Raw genomic sequence first — 19,755 nt, forward strand, 5'->3', positions numbered from 1 at the left:
ACTAGAGCACGTCCATTGAACGCGGAATCGGAATTTTGCTGACATGCTTTGTTTGCCGTGATTCCCTGCCTTCGAATCAGGAGGTATGAATGTCACGAGCGTTCAGTGATGATCTTCGCATTCGAGTTCTGGCGGCGTCTTCGGACGGGATGTCTGCGCGTTCGGCGGCTGCGCGGTTTGGGATCGGGATTTCGACGGCCATTGCCTGGATCGCCAACGCGCGACAGGGTCAACTGACCGCGGGCAAACAGGGTCGACGCTCAGGCTCCAGACTAGATGCGCATGAGGCCTTTATCATCGGCCTGATCGATGACGAGAAAGACATCACGCTCAACGAAATGGTCCTGCGCTTGAGTGAGGAGCGGTCTGTCGTGATCGGCCGCAGTGCTCTTGACGTGTGGCTTCGCAAGCGGGGCTGGACCTTTAAAAAAAGACCGCACATGCATTGGAGCAGGAGCGAGACGACCTTTTGAAACGGCGGCAGGCCTGGTTTGATGGTCAGCTCGATCTCGATCCCGCCAAGCTTATTTTTATCGATGAGACTGGTCTCTCCACGAAGATGTCTCGATTACGCGGGCGATCCCAATGCGGCGAACGCTGCCGGTCGGCGGTTCCCCATGGCCACTGGAAAACCATGACCTTTACAGGGGCGCTCAGGCTTTCCGGAATGACCGCACCGATGGTACTCGACGGCCCGATGAACGGCGTGGCATTTTTGGCCTATATCGAGCAGGTTCTCGTGCCGACACTCAGGCCCGGCGACACCGTTATCATGGACAATTTGCCTGCACACAAAGCCGAAGGTGTTCGGCACGCCATCGAAGTTGCTGATTGCAGGCTGCTCTATCTCCCGCCCTACAGCCCCGATTTTAACCCAATCGAGATGCCTTTTCCAAACTGAAAGCGCTTCTGCGGGCCAAGGCTGAGCGCTCCGTCGATGCCTTGTGGGATACCGTCGGTAAAATCGTTCCCCTCATCAAACCGCAGGAATGTGCAAACTACTTCGCCGCTGCAGGATATGACCCGGATTAAAGCGGACGCGCTCTAGGTCGCGCGGGGGCTGGATTGCTCTTGTAGCGACAGGTCCAGCAGGTTCTCCACGTCGGCGGCGGGCCGCGGCGGACTGATGTGATAGCCCTGGATCTCGTCGCAGGCTTCGCGTTGGAGCAGGGCCAATTGCTCGGCGGTCTCCACACCCTCTACGGTGACGCGCATGCCGAGCGCGTCACCGAGAAGGATGATGGCGCGCATGATCGCAAAGGCTTCCTCGTCTTCGGCGATACCGTTGACGAACGACTTGTCGATCTTGATCTTGTCAAACGGGAAACGCCGGAGGTAGCTCAACGACGAATAGCCGGTGCCGAAATCGTCCATGGCGATGCGAACTCCGCTTTGCTTTAGCGCGTGCAGGACAGGCAGCGCCTCATCCAGATTTTCCATCAGCACGCTTTCGGTGATCTCCACCTCCAAGCGGTTGGCGGGAAGTCGTGCTGCAGCGAGAGCTGCGGCCACGTCGGCCGGCAGGTCGCTATCGGTGAACTGGATGGCTGATACGTTAACCGCGACCTTGATGTTGTCAGGCCAGTGGATTGCATCGTGGCAGGCGCGGTGCAGCACCCAGCGTCCGATGTCGACCACCAAGCCCACCTCTTCGGCCAAAGGGATAAATTCCATCGGCGGTACGCGACCCCGTGTTGGGTGGTTCCATCGGACGAGTGCCTCGAAACCGCAGACGCGGCGCTGGCCCAGATCATAAAGCGGTTGATAGTGAAGTTCGAACTCATCCCGCTCAACGGCCGTGCGCAGATCCGATTCCAGCGCATGCCGCGCATCGATTTGTGCTTCCATCTCGGCGGTGAAGAAGCGCTCTCCTTTGCCGCCGTTGCTCTTGACGTGCGAGAGAGCGACCCCGGCATGTTTCAGCAGGGTGTCCGTCTCGGTTCCGTCCTGTGGGCTGATCGCGATACCCATCGACACGCTGAGTTCGACGGCCTTGTCTCCGCGAAAGAAAGGTTCTGACAGTTCACGCCGGATCTGATCGACAAGCGCCATCACATTCCACGGCTGCTGCCGGCCGGACTGGAGAATGGCGAATTCGTCGGAGCCGAGGCGTGCCAGCACATTGCCGCGGCCTGCCGACATGCGGATACGTTCGGCTACCTGCCTCAGGATATTGTCGCCGGTCGAAACACCGAGCGTGTTGTTGATCGATTTGAAGCGGTCAAGATTGAGATGCACAAGAGCAATCGGTTCGTCGGGTTTGCGGCTTGCCAGCGCTGCATCGATGCGTTCCCTCAGGTTGATGCGGTTTGGCAGGCCTGTCAGCTGATCGTGATGGGCCAGATAAGCGATGCGCTCAGCCGCCTTTCGATCTTCGGTGACGTCGGCGTGGATGGAAATATTGCTCCCATCGGGCAGCACGGTGATAACGCTCTGGATGGTGCGGCCGTCTTCCATCACCCATTCGCGGTGACGGATGTGTCCTCCCTCCGCGGTGGCGCCCCGCAAACGGGACATCTTCTTCTCAACGCGCTCGGTGCCGCGGATCCTTGCGATCAAAAATCCCATCGAAGCGCCGGGAGAGGCCTCCTCCGGGCTGATTCCGAAGAGTTGCCTGAAGCGGATGTTGCAGATGATCAACCGCTGCTCTGTGTCGAAGACACTCAGGCCTTGCGGCAGGTTGTCGAGGACGATCCCGAAAAGGCGCTTCTGCTCCGCGAGATCTTCCTTTGTGGCGATGAGGCTCCCCTTCAGTTCACCGTTTTCCTTGGCGAGGCGTTGAGAGCGATCTTCAGCGGCGCGTTTCTTTCCAGCCTGCAGCCGATACGTCTCGACGACAAGAGCCATTAGACGTTGCGCGTTGGCAGACCCGTCCTCATTGACTGCTGTCGTGCACTGTTGCCGAAAAAGGGCCTCAGCGTCCATTTGCGGCAATCTCCACGTCGGCAGAGGGGGGAGCATGAGCGGAGGCGAGGGAACCTGCTCCTAATTTGCAGTTTCGACGCGGCGCGTCAGACATGAAAAGACCTTCTGAAACAATCAAAAAATATCGTCTATGCACTCTTAAAACTCGGTCGGCGATGTGCCAACGTGGCAAGATAATCCGCTGGTCGCATTAAAATTCTATTGCAACGCAAACAAATGTATCGCTGGCACTGTGTTTGAGCTTTTTCGCCCGCAATGCCCGCAAATGCAGGCAATCTGAGTCTGCGCTGCATGTCGCCGATGCGCCTTGATCACACTTTGTCAATCATGGTTAATGGGGTATTAACAGCTTATTGACGCAGTGCGCAAATCAGTTTAACGACGGATTAGTCTTTGATTTTCCCCGTTTCGTATTGCGTACAAACATCACCGAAAAGACGGTGAATGGAGGTTTGTATGAGCCAAGTTTCGTCGATTAGTGATACATCCTATGCGTATCTCGCGACGTTGTCGCGGCTGGACACAAATGGCGACGGCGTGCTGAGCCGTGGCGAGCGGGCGGCTGATGATAAGCCGGGCATTTTGAAGCAACTGAGCGAAGAAGATGGCACGCAGGAATTTGCACGAAAACTCTCGGGCAGCGTGCTTCAGTTCATGATGGCGACGCGTGAGAGCGGAAGCGTCAATTTCTACCAGCAGTCCCAGCAGAACACTTCTTACGATCTGTATAAGAGCACGTACGGCCAATACGATCTCGACGTCGTCGCCTGATGTATCCTGTGTGAATTGTGAAAGCCGGCCCCTCGCGGCCGGCTTTTCTTTGTTGCCAATTCAGGAACAGCTTCACGCCTCGGACGTTGGAAGCAGCGATGCAAAGGAAGGAAGCTCCAATGAAAGCAATTCTCTCGATTGCCGCTCTGACGTTCATTGCGGTCTCTTTAGCCGCGCTGGCTCAGGACAAGCAGACGGCGACCGCGGATTTCGTGGGTGCCGATGGAAAGGCAAGCGGTCGGGCTACTCTGACGGCTGCAGCTAGTGGTGGCGTCCTGATCGAAGTCGAGGTGACTGGATTGCCAGCAAACAAATGGGTTGCATTTCATATTCACGAGACCGGTAAATGTGACGCCGCCGGGCACCATGAGTCCGCTGGAAAGCACTTCAACCCGACGAAAGCCGAGCACGGGCTGCTGTCCGCAAAGGGACCTCACGCCGGCGACATGCCCAATCAGTATGTTGACCAGGATGGCGTTCTGCGGGCACAGGTGTTTGACAGCATGGTCACTCTGGACGGCAAGACCGACGGCATCCGTGGCAGAGCACTGATCGTTCATTCCAATTCCGATGATTATCGCAGCCAGCCCGCAGGCGACGCAGGCGAACGTCTCGCATGCGGTATCATTAAATAAGCTGTTTCTGTCTGATGTCGTTCAGTCAGTGATAGTAGTATCGTTCGGCGTACCATTCGATTGACGCCATTGGCTTATCCGTCGCGATCCATTGCCCGACTCTGCTCGTTTCGAGGAGGTCGGCTGTTGTGTGGTCTTCCAGTCCAACGAATATGATGTTTGTGTTCTCGCGCAGGCGAGGATCGGTGGCAAAGCCCATGCGGCCTTCGTTTCCCATATGCATCAGGCTCATCCTGACATAGAAGAACTCGGCCTGATATTCCTCCATGCCCTCCCTGAAAGCATCAGCAACGTCGATCACCGACTTGTGCGGTCCACTATAGACGGCGATCGTCTCGTTGAGCCCAAATGTCGCTCCGTAGAGCGCGATCGAGCTTGCAGGAACTGGAGTTGTGGCGCCGGTGGTCATGTCCATCTGCTGGCCGAAGAAGCTGGCTTTCCCGACATTCAGGTCGCCGCGAAAGAAATAGGAAAATCGATCACGCGTCAGATAAATCGCCTGCCATCGAAACCGCATATACGCGTCCGATGCGCTGGTTAGGCCCTTGAGCGTTGCCAGACAGCTTACAAACGTATCGCGATAGTTCTGTAGCGACATCGATCAACCTCCTCTAGGAGGTTAACCGGCACCGACTCAAAACGTTCCGGCGGTCGGCTCTTCCGGGTTCAGCGTAAACGGCGCATTTCCGTCCGCATCGACACCCCTGCCAATGGCGCGAACCGAGGCCACCAATCGCCCGCCGCGACCGAGCATGTCGTCACCGATTTGAACGAGCCGGGCATTGGGTGTCGCATAAGGTGAGGCGGCGCGCAGCCGGCGAACCAGCGCGCTGTCGTCTTGTTCGGGGAACAGCGCGAGAGCGGCGATCAAAGCGGCCGCGGGCGAGCGGGATACGCCCATCCAGCAGTGGATGAGAAGAGGTGCACGTTGATCCCAATCGCGCGCGAAATCGATGATCGCTCGAACATGGGTTTCATCAGGCGCGATGAGATTGCCGGTTCCCTTGAAGGCGATGTCGTTCATATTGAGGAGAAGATGCCGATGTGCCTGGATCACCCCAGGCCGGTGGAAGGCGTGCTCATTCGCCATCAGGCTGATCATCTCACGCGCACCATGCCTGACCGCCATCTCGGCGATCCGGGCAAGAGGCGCGACAATGATGATAGTCATGCCCTGCCGCTCCGCATCGCCTCGATTGCCTCGAAGCGCTCGCAAAAAAGGCGCTGCGCCTCGACAGCCGGCAAGGGCGTCATCAGCAGCATGTCTTTGGTGATCCCGCGTGGCTGACCGAAGAATTTCTGCGCCTCCGCCGAGGTGAAGCCGGCAAGCTGTGTTGCCTCGAAGTAGGCGGCGATGGTGTCGGCCTTCTTGATCTTGTCCTTGAGTTCTCGCGTCGGGTGAGGCGGCAGGCCAAAGCGAAGGTGGACGGCTGCTTCCAGCCGCTTTTCGACGGCTTTGTATCCACCGCCGACGACCGACTTGAACGGCGAAATCATGTCGCCGATGACATATTCCGGCGCATCGTGCAGCAGTGCCATGAGACATTGATCGGCAGTTGCTTCATTCAGGCGGCGGAAAATATCCTCGACAAGGAGGCAGTGCTGGGCGACCGAAAAAGCGTGATCACCAAAGGTCTGCCCATTCCAGCGGGCGACCCGCGCCAACCCGTACGCGATATCGCTGACCTCGACGTCAAGCGGAGACGGATCGAGCAGGTCGAGACGGCGGCCAGAAAGCATGCGTTGCCACGCGCGCGGCGCCTTTGTGGTCACGCGCTGGCCTCATCCGTCGCCGACGGGAACGTCAACCCTGTCCAAGCCGGCAGTTCGAGGGTGACGGGCGTCTCGCCCGCCAACAGAGGCGCACCTGTCGCGATGGCCTCGCCGGCACGGTCGATGCGAACGATCGCAAGGCCCCTTCTTCCGGCGACCGAGCCGAGCGCGCCGACCGGCTTGCCCGCGGCAGTGATCTCCGTCCCGGAGGGCGGCAGCGCCGTCGGGGTCGTCACAGTGACGACGCGGCGGCGCGCGGTTCCGCGATGCTGCATGCGCGAGACGACCTCCTGACCGACATAGCAGCCCTTCTTGAAGGAGAGCCCGCCGTTGAAATCCATCAGGACATCGTGCGGGAAGGCGTCCTGGAGCGCATAGTCCCGCCCGGACACGGCAACGCCGTTTGTTATGCGCAACGCATCGTAAGTGTCGGGATCATCAGTGCCGTGCTGCCCTGCTTGGCGGACAAGCGTAACGCCTGCCTTGGCAAAACGGCTGTCGGCTGGTCCGGTATTCGTGCTCTCCCAGGAAACCGTCACGCCTTCGCCCGCAGGCGACAGGTCGACGGCTGCCCGGAGCTTATACATCGTCAGTCGCTTGAGCAGCGCATCCCGCTGATCGTCGTCCGTTTCGATGACGAACCCGTCTGCGTCCCGCCAGATCATGAAGTCGAACAGGATTTTGCCCTGCGGGGTCAACAGCGCACCCGGTCGTGCTTCATCCGCCGCGAGCGCGGCAAGATCCGTCGTGATCAGGTTCTGTAGAAATGATTGTGCCTCCGAGCCGCTGACCCTTATGAGCGAGCGGTTCTTCAGAAATACGGCTGGCATGGCGGCACCTGTCGCGTTCGTTATCGCTCAGAAGTATGTCTTCGCTAATGGGATCGCAAGCCTCAGTCGCCGGCGGTGAAATACTTCCACTTGCCGTCAGGGGTGATCCCCAACCGATAGAAATTATAGCCACCGAATTCCTGCATGTCGGCTAGGTCGCCCGCTGTGACGATGCGCAGCAATTCCACTCGTTCGGGGGGCGTTAGTGCCTTCAGATCCTTCTCGGCGAAATAAGGCCAGACATACATCTCGTCAGCCGTGCCTTGGCCAACGTGGACAAAGCCCGTGGAAATAACGTCGAGCATAATCGCCAGGATCTCATCGCCTTCGGGATCGCCCGAAAGGTCTTTCAGCGCACTGATCGGGTCGTCCGTCGGCTCTCCGACCGTCACCTGGGTCTGGCCGGAGCCCGTGCCGAGTAGGGGGCGCAGGCGCTCGAGGTCGCCGGAAGCGGCAGCTTCGACAATCTGCTCGCGCATCTTCCGAACCGGTTCGGGAACCTTGCTGATATCGTAGATGACCTCGACAGGCTTCGAGTTGTCCAGGGCGCCGGGCGTCTTGTCGTTGCCCTGGCCGGCCTGCGAATTGACCAACGGGTCTGGCATCGGAACGCCGGGCGCGGTTGGGGACGGCGCCGGCTTGTCGCTGCCTTGCGCTGGAGCGCTCTTCTCAGCCTGTCCTGGGGTCTTCTGCAACTCGGAAAGCGCCAGGGCCGAGGTCCCGGTCAAAAAGCTGCTGGCGCTAAGGCCGATTGCAAGCAAAAGCGGCGCGATGGCGGGCCGCGAAGCATTGTCCCTAGCGGTATGCATGAAACTCTCTGTGATCGTTATTGCAAGGTGCGGTTCGGAGAAAACTCGCCGGCAAGCATACGCTCGCGCAAGGAATCCAGCAGCGCCTCGGCACTGTTTTCGCCATGAAGGCGAATGGTCTCACGTAGCGCGTGGATGATTGCTGTATCGGCGATGATCTCAGGTTCGATTCCGTCTGCCATGCCGTCAGCCCAGGCTTCGTTATGGTACTCCAAGGCCGCCTGAGTCTTCTCATGAACGATCATGTCGTCGATGTCATTGAGGCTTGGTTCCATTGTCATTTCCTCAAACTGCATGCCTTACTGCCTAGTTAACAACCTTATCAGCCTTTTCCCAAAACGACACGGCCGGGTGCGAAAAGAGGTTAATTAACCGTTAATTTCCGAACCGTGACGTAATTTCTGTGGCAAGTGTTGCACCTTCGGCACGGTATCGCTCTTCTGCCACGATGGCTGCCTGCGTGCAATCCGTATAAACAGACGCAAAGGCGCGATAGCCACGATTGAAGGCCGCGGTCAGTTGTTCCTTCCGCTGCGGCTCGTCTTTGGCCTCTGAATCAAGCAATTGCTGCATGCGTCCTCGCCATTCGCCGCTGTTTTCCGCCTTGCACAGTGTCCTTAGATAGTGAACCGACCCCAACACTTCGGCAAGCCGGGAGAGCTTGTCGTCATAGGGTACGGTGACCGTTTTTGGCGCATTCTCCTCCGGCAGTGTCGGCGTTGGGCCCTGTGCCCATGCGGGGGCAGGTAGGGCGGCGCTTGCGCACAATGCAAGAGACAGGAACACGCATCGAACGGGAATCATGCACATAGTTGATACCCTGACGGTGACGGGAGCAAGGCGCTTGCTGGAATTTCCACCTGCTTATTCGTTGCTGGACGCCAAGCGTTCGGCACATTCAAGCACGCTTTGAGGGACGGGCAGCCGGCGGATCTCTTCTACGGTGAACCAGCCGAGGTCGGCAGCATCGTCGGCTGCATGGGCGGCGGCCGTGTCGTCTGCCTCGACGCGAAACACGGAAAGGAAGAAGTGGCTGACGACGCTGCCGTCGGCGGCATGTGTCTTGAGGTCATACGTTGCGAAGAGTTGAGGGCTACGAGCTTTTATGCCTGTTTCCTCCTCAAATTCACGCAGCGCGGTTTCCTCGGGCGTTTCGTCAGGCTCGGCCCGTCCTCCCGGGAAGGCATACATATCGGCTGACGGCGGATTGCGCCGGAGCACGAGGAGGAACCGGTTGCCACGCTGGAGGATGGCGGAGGAGGCCGCCTTCGGAATGGAACTCATGGATGCCGCATTGATCTCTATTGGTTGTGCTTGGCGCCGCCTTAGTTCCGCCGGATATTGAGCTCGGCGATTCGAAGGAGCTCTCGTGACTTATATCATCTATGCCGCTGCCGCTGTTTTCGAGATTGCCGGTTGCTTTGCCTTCTGGGCCTGGCTGAGAATGGCAAAGCCCGTATGGTGGTTGGCGCCCGGCATAGTGTCCTTGGCGCTATTTGCATGGCTCCTGACCTTTGTACCAAGTGAGGCGGCAGGCCGCACCTTCGCCGCCTATGGCGGTATCTATATCGTGGCTTCCCTGATGTGGCTGTGGATCGTCGAGAGCCGTGTGCCCGACCGCTGGGACATCGGCGGTGCGTTCGTCTGCCTTTGCGGCACGGCGATGATTCTCTTCGCGCCGCGTGGCTGAGCTGGAACCGAAAGGCCCTAGCTTGACCGCTGCCTGTCGGAGTGCAAAGACAACCTCATGTGTGGACGTTATGCGTTGACGATATCCCCTGAAGAACTCAAGGAAATCCTCGGAATTATGGATCTCGAGGACTTTCCCGCGCGCTACAACATTGCCCCGACCCAGCCTATTCTGGTTGTCGTTTCGGACGAAACGCGGGAAAAGGGCAGCAACCTTCCGGAGCGCAGAGCCGTGCTCGTGCGCTGGGGCTTCACGCCGGGATGGGTGAAGGATCCCAAGCAATTCCCGCTGTTGATCAATGCCCGCGCAGAAACTGCGATCGGCAAGGCGTCGTTTCGCGCCGCGATGCGCCATCGGCGCGTTCTTGTGCCCGCCTCGGGCTTCTATGAATGGCATCGTCCGAGCAAGGAGAGCGGCGAGAAGTCCCAGGCCTATTGGATCAAGCCGCGCGGCGGCGGCGTTGTCGCCTTCGCAGGCCTGATGGAAACGTGGTCCTCCGCCGATGGTTCGGAAGTCGACACCGGCGCGATTCTGACGACTGCGGCAAACGCCGCCATCGCTCCGATCCATGACCGCATGCCCGTCGTCATCAAACCGGAAGACTTTTCGCGCTGGCTGGATTGCAAAACACAGGAACCACGCGACGTGACCGACCTGATGAAGCCGATCGAAGAGGATTTTTTCGAGGCGATCCCCGTTTCCGACAAGGTCAACAAAGTGACCAATATGGGGGCCGATCTGCAGGACAGGGTGACTGTCGAGAAGCCCCCATCGTTGCCTAAGAAAAAGCCGGACGACGGCCAGCTGAGCTTCTTCTAATTCGATAATCCCACCGCTTCATTCTCTGGAAAATCCCATGATCTCCATCTCGGCCGCGCTTGCGGGCTTCTTCCTTGGCGCCTCGCTCATTATCGCAATTGGCGCACAGAACGCGTTCATTCTACGTCAGGGTCTGCTGCGGTCGCACGTCTTCATCCTGTGCCTGATATGTGCGTTATCGGATGCCGTGCTTATTGCTGCCGGCGTTGCTGGGCTCGGAACGCTCGTCGCCCAGTCGCCGACGCTCATTTCGGTCGTGACGCTGGGGGGCGCTATCTTCCTTGGCTCATATGCGGTGATGGCATTTCGCCGCGCCCTTCATCCAGGCGCGATGCAGGCCGGCTCTCCACAGGCAGTGGGCCTGAAAGCCGCTGTGGCAACCTGTCTGGCCTTCACCTTCCTGAACCCGCATGTCTATCTGGACACGGTCGTTCTGCTCGGCAGCCTGTCCGCCGCTTATAGCGGCGCGGACCGTGTGGCCTACGGCCTCGGTGCGGCTACCGCGTCGTTCGTTTGGTTTTTTGGTTTGGGGTACGGCGCTCGGCTGCTGCAGCCGGTCTTTGAAAAACACGCCGCTTGGCGGGTTCTCGACGTCATCATCGGCATTGTGATGGCACTGCTGGCAATCAGCCTGATCGTCCGCTTTTTCGGAGGGGCTTAGGCCGGCTTCTTGATCAGCGGGGGCTTGCTCTTGAGCATCAGTGCCGCCGCAAGGACGGCCTTCAGGCCGAGCGGGCGGTAGTTAGCGCTGAGGTCGGACTTTGCCGGCTGTTCGACGCCTGTCTTCTTCGGGGTCACAATACTCTCCTCACGTGCTGTCCCTAGACTCTTATATTTATTGCTCTTTTGCCTGCAATAGCGACAAAATCGAGGCACCGCATATCAGGAATTATGTATCCGATGCATAATTCGCGAGGCTTGAGTCAGGCATTCTTCGGCAAGGAAGGTCGAGAAATATCAGATGTGGCGGCCGATATCGTCTTCGCCGACACCGGGTTCCTCGATCGTCAGGGTGCCGTATTTGCGCTTCCATTTACGGGCGCCAAAGGGCAGCGTGAGGAGGTATATCACGGCGGTCACGACCATGACTTCCCAGGTGAAACTCGACAGCAGCGCGACATAGAGGACAACGCCGAGCATCACCGGCAGGACCAGATCACGCCGCAGCCTGCTGCCCTCGGATTTGCCGGACCAGACGGGCAGGCGGCTGATGAGCAGAAATGCAATCAGAACCGTGTAGGCAGAGGAGAAATAGGCGAAGGTGCGATCCGTCGTCAGGCCGAGGAAGCCGAGATAGACGGGCAGCAGAACCAGCATCGCGCCGGCCGGTGCGGGCACGCCGACGAAATATTCCGACTGCCACGTTGCCTTGTTCTCGCGCTCGGCCATGACATTGAAGCGCGCCAGGCGAAGGCCCGCCGCAATGGAATAGATCAGGGCGGCGATCCAGCCGATCGAGCGGGCCTGATCCAGCGCAAAGACGTAGACGACAAGAGCGGGCGCGACGCCGAAGTTCACGATATCCGCCAGCGAATCCATTTGTGCGCCGAACTTCGACGTCGCCTTCATCAGCCGCGCAACGCGGCCGTCGATCCCGTCAAGGAATGCGGCGAGAAGAACCATGCCGACTGCAAGTTCGTACCGGTTCTCGAAAGCCAGGCGAATGCCGGTGAGACCCGCGCAGATCGCCAAAATCGTGATGAGATTAGGAATGATGAGGCGAAGCGGAATCTCGCGAAGCCGCGGTCCACGCCCCGAATCATCAGGAGGGCCGTTGGGTTCGAAGGGCGGGAAGGGCGTTTCCATGTCGCTCTCCAGTGCTATTAGCTTCGGCGGCTGACGATCGGGCCCTTGGCTGAGCCGAACTCGGCCAGCACGGTTTCACCGGCGATCGCCGTCTGGCCGAGCGTCACGCGGGGCGCCGCGCCTGCCGGGAGAAATACGTCAAGACGTGACCCGAAGCGAATGAGGCCGAAGCGCTCGCCGGCGTCCAGAGGTTCGCCCGTATTGGCCCAGCACAGGATGCGCCGTGCAACGAGGCCGGCGATCTGAACGACGCCAATCTGGCCATGCTTGGTTTCGATCACCAGGCCGTTGCGCTCGTTGTCCTCGCTTGCTTTGTCGAGTTCGGCGTTCACGAAGCTGCCCGACCGGTAGTTGACGCTGACAATGCGTCCGCGCACCGGGGAGCGGTTCACGTGGCAGTTGAAGACATTCATGAACACCGAGATGCGCAGCATCGGCTCGCTGCCGAGGTTCAGTTCGGCAGGTGGCACGACCAACTGAACGGAGGACACCTTGCCATCGGCGGGTGAGATGACGAGATCGTCATCCTGGGGCGTCATTCTCTCGGGGTCACGGAAGAAGTAGGCGCACCACAGCGTCAGGATCAGCCCGATCCAGAACAACGGCTTGAAGATCCAGCCCAGGATCAGTGATGCGACGAAGAAGGCGGCGATGAAGGGGTAACCTTCCTTGTGCACCGGAACGATCGTGTTGCGCACCGTATTGAACAAGCTCATTTATACCGCTCTCCTAAAGCATGTCTCCCGAAAGCGGGAACCGGTTTCGGCCAAAGACATGCGTGAAAACAAAGAACTAAAGCGCGACAGGCGAATCTGAAAGATCGCGCCGCGCTTCGGCGTTCTTTTCTCACCGCTGGTTACAGGGAAACCGCCGCCGGGGCAATGCTGCGCCTCCCTGACCTCACATCTATGACGGGCTTCTGAACAGCAAAGCAGCCCACGTGCCCTGCATTGAGGTTAGCTCGCCGGCGCAAGCCTGTTCACGACGCCCATGTCGTCGCTCTCGCGGACCTGCTTAAGGTGCTCCTCAGCCTGCGTGGCTTCGCGCTGGCGGTTCCACATCGAGGCATATAGACCATTCTTCTGGAGAAGCGCGGTATGTGTCCCGCGTTCAGCGATCTCGCCGCTTTTCAGAACAATGATCTCGTCTGCGCCAATGACGGTGGACAGGCGGTGGGCAATAACAAGCGTCGTGCGATTCTTGGATACGACATCGAGTGCGGTCTGGATGTCGCGCTCGGTGGTGGTGTCGAGGGCCGAGGTTGCTTCGTCGAGGATCAGAATCGGCGGCGCCTTCAGGACCGTCCGGGCGATCGCAACGCGCTGCTTCTCGCCACCGGAGAGCTTCAGGCCACGCTCGCCAACCTTGGTATCAAAGCCCTCGGGCAGCAGATCGATGAAATGCGCGATGTGGGCGATCTCGGCCGCAGTTTTGACCTCTGCATCGGTGGCCGATGGACGCCCGTAACGGATGTTGTAGGCAACCGTATCGTTGAAAAGGACGGTGTCTTGCGGAACCATGCCGATGGCCGACCGCAAGCTCTTCTGAGTCACTGTCCGGATATCCTGGCCGTCGACCGAGACCGAGCCGCTCTGAATGTCGTAGAAGCGGTAGAGGAGACGCGACAAGGTCGATTTACCGGCACCTGAAGGGCCAACCACTGCGACGGTCTTGCCGGCAGGCACTTCGAAGGAAATGCCCTTCAGAATCGGACGGGCAGGGTCATAGGAAAAATGCACGTCCTTGAAGGAGATGGCGCCTTGCTTGATATCGAGAGGCGTTGCATCGGGGGCATCCCTCACTTCCGCCTTGACCTCAAGGAGATCGAACATCTGTTCGATATCCGTCAGCCCCTGGCGGATTTCGCGATAGACGAAGCCGATGAAGTTCAACGGGACGGAAAGCTGCAGAAGCATAGCGTTGACGAAGACGAAGTCGCCAACCGTCTGCTCGCCGCGTTGGACAGCAAGCGCCGACAGGATGAGCATCACCGTCGTGCCCAGTCCGAAAATCACGCCCTGGCCGAAGTTGAGCCAGCCGAGCGAGGTCCAGACATCCGTGGCCGCTTTTTCGTAGCGTTCCATCGACCTGTCAAAGCGCCGGGCCTCCATCTCCTCGTTGCCGAAATATTTGACCGTTTCGAAGTTGAGGAGCGAGTCAATCGCCTTGGTATTGGCGTCGGTATCGCTGTCGTTCATCGCGCGGCGGATGGCGATGCGCCAGTCGCTGGCGCGGATCGTGAACCAGATATAGGCCCAGACGGTGAAGGCGGTGACGGCAAGATAGGAAAAGCCGTAACCCCACCAGAAGATGATGGCGGTCAGCAGAAACTCGATCAGCGTCGGAACCGAGTTGAGGATCGTAAACCGCACTATGGTCTCGATGCCTTTGGTACCGCGCTCGATGATACGGGATAGACCTCCGGTCTTTCTCTCCAGATGAAAACGCAGCGACAGTTCATGCATATGCACGAAGGTCTTGTAGGCCAGCTGCCGAACTGCGTGCTGCCCGACGCTGGCGAACAGTGCGTCGCGCAACTGGTTCAAGCCGAGTTGGATGAGACGGGTGAGGTTGTAGGCGATCACCAAGGCGATCGCGCCTGCAAGCAGGTCCGGCACTTTGCCGGCCAGGTCCATCTTCCCGTTCAGCGCGTCGGTCGACCACTTGAAGAAATAGGGGACGAGCAGCAGCACGAACTTGGAGACAAGCAGATACACCGAAGCCCAGACCACTCGCATCTTGAGATCCGTTCGACCGGCCGGCCACATGTAGGGCCAGAGATTGAACAGTGTCTGCAGGAGGCTGGAATCAGAGACTGTCTTGTTGTTTGCCATGCGAATCTCCCGCCGAAAGGCGCTGATGGCGCTGCGTTGCCGACAGATTTGGGAGCGGCGGAAATGCCGAAACGGCCTCGCCGAACATGATCGTCGTCACCGCCATATAGGGGTTGGCGGGAGCAATACAACAAATGGACGCTGCAGGAAAAGAGCGGCCGGACATGATCTCTGTCCAGCCGCTCGATTAGGGCATGATCGCCTTAGAGGTGCCCACCCGAAAGCCGCTTGCGGTGAAGCTCTTCAGCGTTCGGCAGGGCATCCTTGGGAAGACCGAAAATCTGGCCTGGCAAGATGCGGTCCGGGTTCGTGATCTTGTCCTCGTTGGCGACATAGATCGTGGTGTAGCGGACGCCGGCGCCGTAAATGCGTCGCGAAATCTGCCAGAGCGTATCGCCGCGGCGAATGATGACCGTCTCGTTGCTCGGGGCAAGCGGTGCCTGCTCGATCGTCGTCGGCCCGCTTTGAGTTCCTGCGATTTCGTTTGTCGCCGGTGCACTCGGCGCAGGACCCGTCAGCTGGGCTATCTCGCCGCCGAGTTTGCCCAGCGCCTCGCCGACGGACTTCGCATCCGTAGGCAACGCCTGCAGCGTCTTCAGTGCACCCGCTGCGGCTTCTGCTACCGTCGAAGCCTGATGCTTGACGTCGGCTGTGGCGTCGACCGCGGTGCGGAAGTCCACGATGGCCCTGAGGGCAAATTCGTTGGCGGAGCGGGCTGCGGCGAGCTGTTCTGCTCCCGGCACCTTGCCGTCGGCAAAGAGCCCGCTGAGCAGAGCAAAGGCCTTCGCGGCATCATTTTTCAGCTTTCCGAGCGCACCCTCATCAAGTGGCACCATCGCCGCCGGGCTTCCGGTCTGCGGGGTCGCGCCCTGTGCGGCAACCGTCACCTGATTTCCTGCCGGACGGTTGAAGTTCACCGAGGCACGAACGGCGACCTTGTCGGCGTCGTCGAGAACGTCGACGCGGATCTTGTGGTCGCCAACTGCAAGCGGCATCACGCCGTCGACAACGAAATGACCATCGGGACCAGCTTTCGCTTTCCCGATCAACGTGTCATCTGCATAGGCGACGACATTCGCCAAGGGCTTCGCCGTGCCCGCGACAAAGATCTTGTCGCCTTCGATCTCAACGGCGCTGACCGCGACGTCGGCGGCAGTACCAGGCTGCGCTCCAGCGGCTGCGGGCGCGCTCGCCACATCCGTCGAGCTCGGCGCTTGGTTGGTATTGGTTGCAGGTTGGCCCGAAGGCGCAGTGGAGGCAACTTCGGCATTCGGCTTGGGTGCGGTGATGATCCGGCTTGCCGTACCGGGCTTGGAGACCATCGCCAGCAACTCGGAACCCTTGCCATTCTTGGGGACGGATACGGTTGCGACTTCTTCCGATGTCGTGGCTTTGCCATCCTTGCCGGTGGCTCGCAGGACGAGCTGGTGATCGCCAGGGACAAGCGGATTGTCGAGCACCGCGACAAAATCACCGGTCGGACCGACGTCCGTCGTGGTCACGACTTTGTCCCCATCCATGATTTCAAGCTTGCTGTTCGGTTCGGCCGAACCGGCGATAACCGTCGAGCCATCCGGCTCTACGCGCAGCACGTCGAAGGTTGGGAGGTTGTTGGCGCCTTCCGCGGGGGAGGCGGCCGCTGACGCTTGGCCGGCCGGCGATGTCGAATCAGGGGAGCCGGTCAGCGCCGCTTCAGCCTTCGCAATTGCCGCTGCAGCATCTGCAATGTTTTCGGGCAGGGCCTTGATGGTCGTCAGTGCATTCGCTGCGCCATCCTTGGCCTTCGTGGCGGCGGCCGCTGTAACCGGGTTCGTGCCATCCGGGATCGCAAAGTCCGCGAGCGCCTGAAGCGAGGTCGTGGCCTTCAACTTGGCCGCTTCGAAAACCTCCTGGGTCGGGCCCTTGCCGTCTGCAAAGAGCGCCTTAAGTTCCGATATGGCTTGGCCTGCCTCTGAAGCAAGGCGACCAACTTTCTGGGTTGTTTCGGCGTCATCTGGGGCCGACGGGCGTGAAGTCTTTGCGGATTCGGTGACAGTCTTCTTCACTTCGGAGCTGGCTTGGTTTATCGCGTCACCAACTTTGGCAGCGTCTCCGCCGATGCGGGGCATGACGAAAAAGACCATCAAAAGAATTGCGACTACAAGCACTGCAAGAGCCAGCAAGCCGGCACGGTTTCTCATCATCACGTCTCCCCAGGCGGCAATCTTGCCGGACTTCCTAAAATTGCTAGCGATTCCCGCCGCTTTGCACAAGCAGTCAAAGTAGCCGAGCAAATGTAAGACGCAGGTTTTCCGTCATTTTTCTTGACTGAGGGCAGAGAGAATAGTTGTTTGCCCCTATGACAGATCAATCTCATTCCATCCGCTCCATTTGTGTTTACTGCGGTTCGCGACCGGGCAGCGATCCCCGCCATATGGCAGCCGGCCGCGCGCTGGGTAAGGAAATCGCCGAGTACGGCCTGCGCCTCATCTATGGTGGAGGCACCAAGGGCATCATGGGGGCTGTGGCGAGCGGCGTGCTTTCGAACGGTGGTCAGGTAACCGGCATCATCCCCGAGTTCCTGATCGACATGGAGGCTACGCGCCATTCCCTCGGCCAGCTCAATGAATTAATTGTAACGCCTGACATGCATACGCGCAAACACGCGATGTTCGAGCGCTCCGATGCGTTCGTAGCTCTTCCTGGTGGCATCGGTACGCTGGAGGAGATCGTCGAGATCATGACCTGGGCGCAACTCGGCCGTCACGAAAAGCCGATGGTGTTTGCCAACGTCAATGGTTTCTGGGATCCGATGATGGAGCTCATGCGGCATATGACGGACGAGGGCTTCGTCCACACGGCCCATCGCGTCCAGCCGCTCGTCATCGACGACATCTCCGAAATCATCCCTGGTATCATGGCGCAGGCGGCCGAAATTGCATCGGCCGACCGTGACGGTGAAGATGCCGTGATCTCGAAGATGTAAAAGCCGGACTTAGCCCTCCCGGCTCCCTTTGAGCATCGCCCAGCTGTAGAGGAACAGGCCTGCCCAGATCAGCGGGAAGGCGATCATGCGTGCTGTGCCAAGAGGTTCGTGGAACACGAAGATCGCTATCAGGAAGATCATCGTCGGCGCGATGTACTGCATGATGCCGATGGTCGAAAGCCGTAGCAGCTTGGCACCATTGGCATAGATCATCAGCGGGACGGCGGTGACGACACCGCAACCGAGCAGCAGGCCCGTATCGGCCCAGCCGGTGCGATAGAAGTGCCCTTCGCCGCTGCCGAGTTCGAGATAGAGAATGTAGAAGAACGCCGGGATGCTAAGGATCAGCACTTCGAGAAAGAAGCCCTGGTTTGGGCCGAGTGGCAACGTCTTGCGGAACAGCGCATAGAGACCCCAGGAAATCGTCAGCGTCAGCGATACCCAAGGAACGCCGCCGCCGTCGAACGCCAGCACCACGACGGCAAGGCCGGCCAGCGCAATCGCCGCGATCTGAATGCGGTGCAGCCGTTCCTTCAAGACCACGGCGCCGAGGAAGATGCTGAACAGCGGATTGATGAAATAGCCGAGTGCCGCGTCAAGCGAATGACCGCTGCCAATCGCCCAGACATAGGTGCCCCAGTTGACGGTGATCAGCGATGCGGTGAGAGCCGCCATCGCCATCATGCGTGGTGAGCGCAAGGCCGTGCGGATATCCTGCGTGCGACCGAGGACGATCAGCACAAGCCCTGCCAGCGGCAGGGACCAGACGATACGGTGGGCAATGACTTCTGCCGGCGAAATATGAGCGACGGCCTTCATGTAGATCGGCAGGAAACCCCAAAGGAGATAGGCCGTCAGCGCAAAGGCGAAACCACGCGGACTGTCTTCGTTCTTGATAACAGGAACGCTTGCATTGGCGGACATCGAGTGTTTCCATATTTGGTCTTGTTATCGACCCGCTTAACCTAACGGACGTGAATAGGCCAATTCATTTCGGTGAACGGATGCTGGCCGATCGCGACGGTGAAGACCATGGACGAAGAGGCTCTTGCGAATTGCCGCAGAGAGTTTGCCTTCCGCGTGCTGGCTAAGGAGGGCGTGCAGGGCGACGACGCTCTGCTGCGGGCCTTCGCGACGGTGCCGCGCGAGCGGTTCCTCGGGCCGCCGCCGTGGAAGATGGCGGGGTGGGGCGGCTATGTCGATGCCTCGGGAGATCCCTCCGTCGTCTATCAGGACGTACTGTTTGCGCTTCAGCACGAACGGCATATCAACAATGGCAGCCCGAGCCTCCACGCCCGGGGGATCCACAAGCTGGCGCTCCGCCGGGGGGGCACCGTCTGTCATGTGGGCGCCGGCAGCGGCTACTACACGGCGATCATCTCCCTGCTTGTTGGCAGCAGCGGCCACGTTACCGCCGTTGAATTCGACGGCGAACTGGCGAGACGGGCAGAAGAGAATCTCCGCGACTACCCGAACGTTCATGTCGTCCACGGCAATGGGATCGAGTGGCCGCGTGAGCCGACAGATGCCGTCTATGTGAATTTTGCCATTCACTTTCCAGCTGAAGCCTGGGTGGAGCGGTTGAGCGTCGGCGGTCGGCTGATTCTGCCGCTGGGTGTCCCTGACGTCGACGCGGCGGGGCCGACCGGGCTTGCTTCCTACGCTGGCTTCTTCCTGTTCCGCCGCGAAGACCATGGTTACGCGGCCGAATATCTGGGACCTGTCGCGTTTGTCTGGGCGGATGCCGTAAAGGGTGGGTTCGATAGCTACAGGCGGCTGGAGGCCGCCTTCTACAAGGGCAGCATGGAGCAGGTCCGCGCCCTGCGCTGGAAGACCGCGCGGCAGGGCAAGGAATGGTATTCGGAGGCGGATTGGGGCCTCGTCCTCGGTGGGTGAAA

Annotated in this window: 22 protein-coding genes and 1 pseudogene; 8 read left to right on the forward strand and 15 right to left on the reverse strand. The window is 59.5% G+C overall.

The genetic code is table 11. The features are described 5' to 3' along the window. Window positions 1-89 precede the first annotated feature (89 nt). Window positions 90-1,032 (forward strand): annotated as a pseudogene (locus ATY79_RS15005) (IS630 family transposase). Window positions 1,033-1,044: 12 nt separating this feature from the next. Here ATY79_RS15005 and ATY79_RS15010 read toward each other — a convergent pair. Further along, window positions 1,045-2,925: an EAL domain-containing protein gene (locus tag ATY79_RS15010; protein WP_088693540.1), complete on the reverse strand. Its 1,881-nt coding sequence runs from the start codon at window positions 2,923-2,925 to the stop codon at window positions 1,045-1,047. A 456-nt stretch (window positions 2,926-3,381) separates the two neighbouring features. On the opposite strand from ATY79_RS15010, the gene ATY79_RS15015 reads away from it, so the two are divergent. Together ATY79_RS15015 and ATY79_RS15020 are read left to right on the forward strand one after the other, a co-directional pair. Beyond that, window positions 3,382-3,696: a hypothetical protein gene (locus ATY79_RS15015; RefSeq protein ID WP_088693539.1), complete on the forward strand. Its 315-nt coding sequence runs from the start codon at window positions 3,382-3,384 to the stop codon at window positions 3,694-3,696. Window positions 3,697-3,815: 119 nt separating this feature from the next. Next, window positions 3,816-4,331, forward strand: coding sequence for a superoxide dismutase family protein (locus ATY79_RS15020; RefSeq protein ID WP_088693538.1), 516 nt, complete (start codon window positions 3,816-3,818; stop codon window positions 4,329-4,331). Window positions 4,332-4,356: 25 nt separating this feature from the next. Here ATY79_RS15020 and ATY79_RS15025 read toward each other — a convergent pair whose 3' ends face one another. From ATY79_RS15025 to ATY79_RS15060, 8 genes are all read right to left on the reverse strand, one after another. Further along, a complete protein-coding gene (locus ATY79_RS15025) occupies window positions 4,357-4,929 on the reverse strand; it encodes a hypothetical protein (RefSeq protein ID WP_088704239.1) in 573 nt (190 codons plus the stop codon). A 36-nt stretch (window positions 4,930-4,965) separates the two neighbouring features. Next, complete coding sequence (locus tag ATY79_RS15030; protein ID WP_088693536.1) at window positions 4,966-5,502, reverse strand: tyrosine phosphatase family protein; 537 nt, start codon at window positions 5,500-5,502, stop codon at window positions 4,966-4,968. Further along, window positions 5,499-6,104: an HD family hydrolase gene (locus ATY79_RS15035; RefSeq protein WP_088693535.1), complete on the reverse strand. Its 606-nt coding sequence runs from the start codon at window positions 6,102-6,104 to the stop codon at window positions 5,499-5,501. The genes ATY79_RS15030 and ATY79_RS15035 overlap by 4 nt, the downstream gene beginning before the upstream one ends. Beyond that, on the reverse strand, window positions 6,101-6,934 hold the full coding sequence (locus ATY79_RS15040) for a folate-binding protein YgfZ (protein ID WP_088704240.1): 834 nt from the start codon (window positions 6,932-6,934) through the stop codon (window positions 6,101-6,103). The genes ATY79_RS15035 and ATY79_RS15040 overlap by 4 nt, the downstream gene beginning before the upstream one ends. A 62-nt stretch (window positions 6,935-6,996) precedes the next feature. Beyond that, window positions 6,997-7,743, reverse strand: coding sequence for a hypothetical protein (locus tag ATY79_RS15045; protein ID WP_088704241.1), 747 nt, complete (start codon window positions 7,741-7,743; stop codon window positions 6,997-6,999). A gap of 17 nt (window positions 7,744-7,760) precedes the next feature. Then, window positions 7,761-8,018 (reverse strand): hypothetical protein, encoded by a 258-nt coding sequence (locus ATY79_RS15050; protein ID WP_018857413.1) that lies wholly within the window; start codon window positions 8,016-8,018, stop codon window positions 7,761-7,763. A 100-nt stretch (window positions 8,019-8,118) separates the two neighbouring features. Beyond that, window positions 8,119-8,547 (reverse strand): TIGR02301 family protein, encoded by a 429-nt coding sequence (locus ATY79_RS15055; protein WP_088693546.1) that lies wholly within the window; start codon window positions 8,545-8,547, stop codon window positions 8,119-8,121. Between the two features lie 60 nt (window positions 8,548-8,607). Continuing rightward, complete coding sequence (locus ATY79_RS15060) at window positions 8,608-9,027, reverse strand: NUDIX domain-containing protein (RefSeq protein WP_088693532.1); 420 nt, start codon at window positions 9,025-9,027, stop codon at window positions 8,608-8,610. An 85-nt stretch (window positions 9,028-9,112) separates the two neighbouring features. Here ATY79_RS15060 and ATY79_RS15065 point away from each other — a divergent pair, with 85 nt between their 5' ends. The 3 genes from ATY79_RS15065 to ATY79_RS15075 are packed head-to-tail and all read left to right on the forward strand — an operon-like array spanning window position 9,113 to window position 10,913. Beyond that, a complete protein-coding gene (locus ATY79_RS15065) occupies window positions 9,113-9,433 on the forward strand; it encodes a YnfA family protein (protein ID WP_088693531.1) in 321 nt (106 codons plus the stop codon). Window positions 9,434-9,490: 57 nt separating this feature from the next. After that, complete coding sequence (locus ATY79_RS15070; RefSeq protein ID WP_088693530.1) at window positions 9,491-10,252, forward strand: SOS response-associated peptidase; 762 nt, start codon at window positions 9,491-9,493, stop codon at window positions 10,250-10,252. A gap of 37 nt (window positions 10,253-10,289) precedes the next feature. Then, window positions 10,290-10,913, forward strand: a complete 624-nt coding sequence (locus ATY79_RS15075; protein ID WP_088693529.1) for a LysE/ArgO family amino acid transporter — start codon at window positions 10,290-10,292, stop codon at window positions 10,911-10,913. On the opposite strand, the gene ATY79_RS30880 is transcribed toward ATY79_RS15075, so the two are convergent. The 5 genes from ATY79_RS30880 to ATY79_RS15095 form a co-directional block, all read right to left on the reverse strand. After that, complete coding sequence (locus ATY79_RS30880; RefSeq protein WP_189637182.1) at window positions 10,910-11,050, reverse strand: hypothetical protein; 141 nt, start codon at window positions 11,048-11,050, stop codon at window positions 10,910-10,912. The genes ATY79_RS15075 and ATY79_RS30880 overlap by 4 nt on opposite strands. A gap of 159 nt (window positions 11,051-11,209) precedes the next feature. Then, entirely contained in the window at window positions 11,210-12,058 is an 849-nt protein-coding gene (gene pssA / locus ATY79_RS15080; protein WP_088693528.1) for a CDP-diacylglycerol--serine O-phosphatidyltransferase, read from the reverse strand. 17 nt (window positions 12,059-12,075) lie between these two features. Next, the gene (locus tag ATY79_RS15085; protein ID WP_088693527.1) at window positions 12,076-12,774 is read right to left on the reverse strand and encodes a phosphatidylserine decarboxylase; all 699 of its coding nucleotides are present in this window, start codon (window positions 12,772-12,774) and stop codon (window positions 12,076-12,078) included. 240 nt (window positions 12,775-13,014) lie between these two features. Further along, window positions 13,015-14,892, reverse strand: a complete 1,878-nt coding sequence (locus ATY79_RS15090) for an ABC transporter ATP-binding protein/permease (protein ID WP_088704242.1) — start codon at window positions 14,890-14,892, stop codon at window positions 13,015-13,017. A 203-nt stretch (window positions 14,893-15,095) separates the two neighbouring features. After that, window positions 15,096-17,075 carry a LysM peptidoglycan-binding domain-containing protein gene (locus ATY79_RS15095; RefSeq protein WP_088704243.1) on the reverse strand — a complete coding sequence of 660 codons (1,980 nt, stop codon included), beginning with the start codon at window positions 17,073-17,075 and terminating at the stop codon, window positions 15,096-15,098. 155 nt (window positions 17,076-17,230) lie between these two features. Between ATY79_RS15095 and ATY79_RS15100 the strand changes: the two genes are divergently transcribed. Then, window positions 17,231-17,857, forward strand: coding sequence for a TIGR00730 family Rossman fold protein (locus ATY79_RS15100; RefSeq protein ID WP_088693524.1), 627 nt, complete (start codon window positions 17,231-17,233; stop codon window positions 17,855-17,857). 9 nt (window positions 17,858-17,866) lie between these two features. On the opposite strand, the gene rarD is transcribed toward ATY79_RS15100, so the two are convergent. After that, on the reverse strand, window positions 17,867-18,781 hold the full coding sequence (gene rarD / locus ATY79_RS15105; protein WP_088693523.1) for an EamA family transporter RarD: 915 nt from the start codon (window positions 18,779-18,781) through the stop codon (window positions 17,867-17,869). Between the two features lie 108 nt (window positions 18,782-18,889). On the opposite strand from rarD, the gene ATY79_RS15110 reads away from it, so the two are divergent. Next, window positions 18,890-19,753: a methyltransferase domain-containing protein gene (locus tag ATY79_RS15110; RefSeq protein ID WP_088704250.1), complete on the forward strand. Its 864-nt coding sequence runs from the start codon at window positions 18,890-18,892 to the stop codon at window positions 19,751-19,753. Window positions 19,754-19,755 lie beyond the last annotated feature (2 nt).

Origin of the sequence: Rhizobium sp. R693 (assembly GCF_002211315.1) — a bacterium.
GTDB lineage: Bacteria > Pseudomonadota > Alphaproteobacteria > Rhizobiales > Rhizobiaceae > Rhizobium.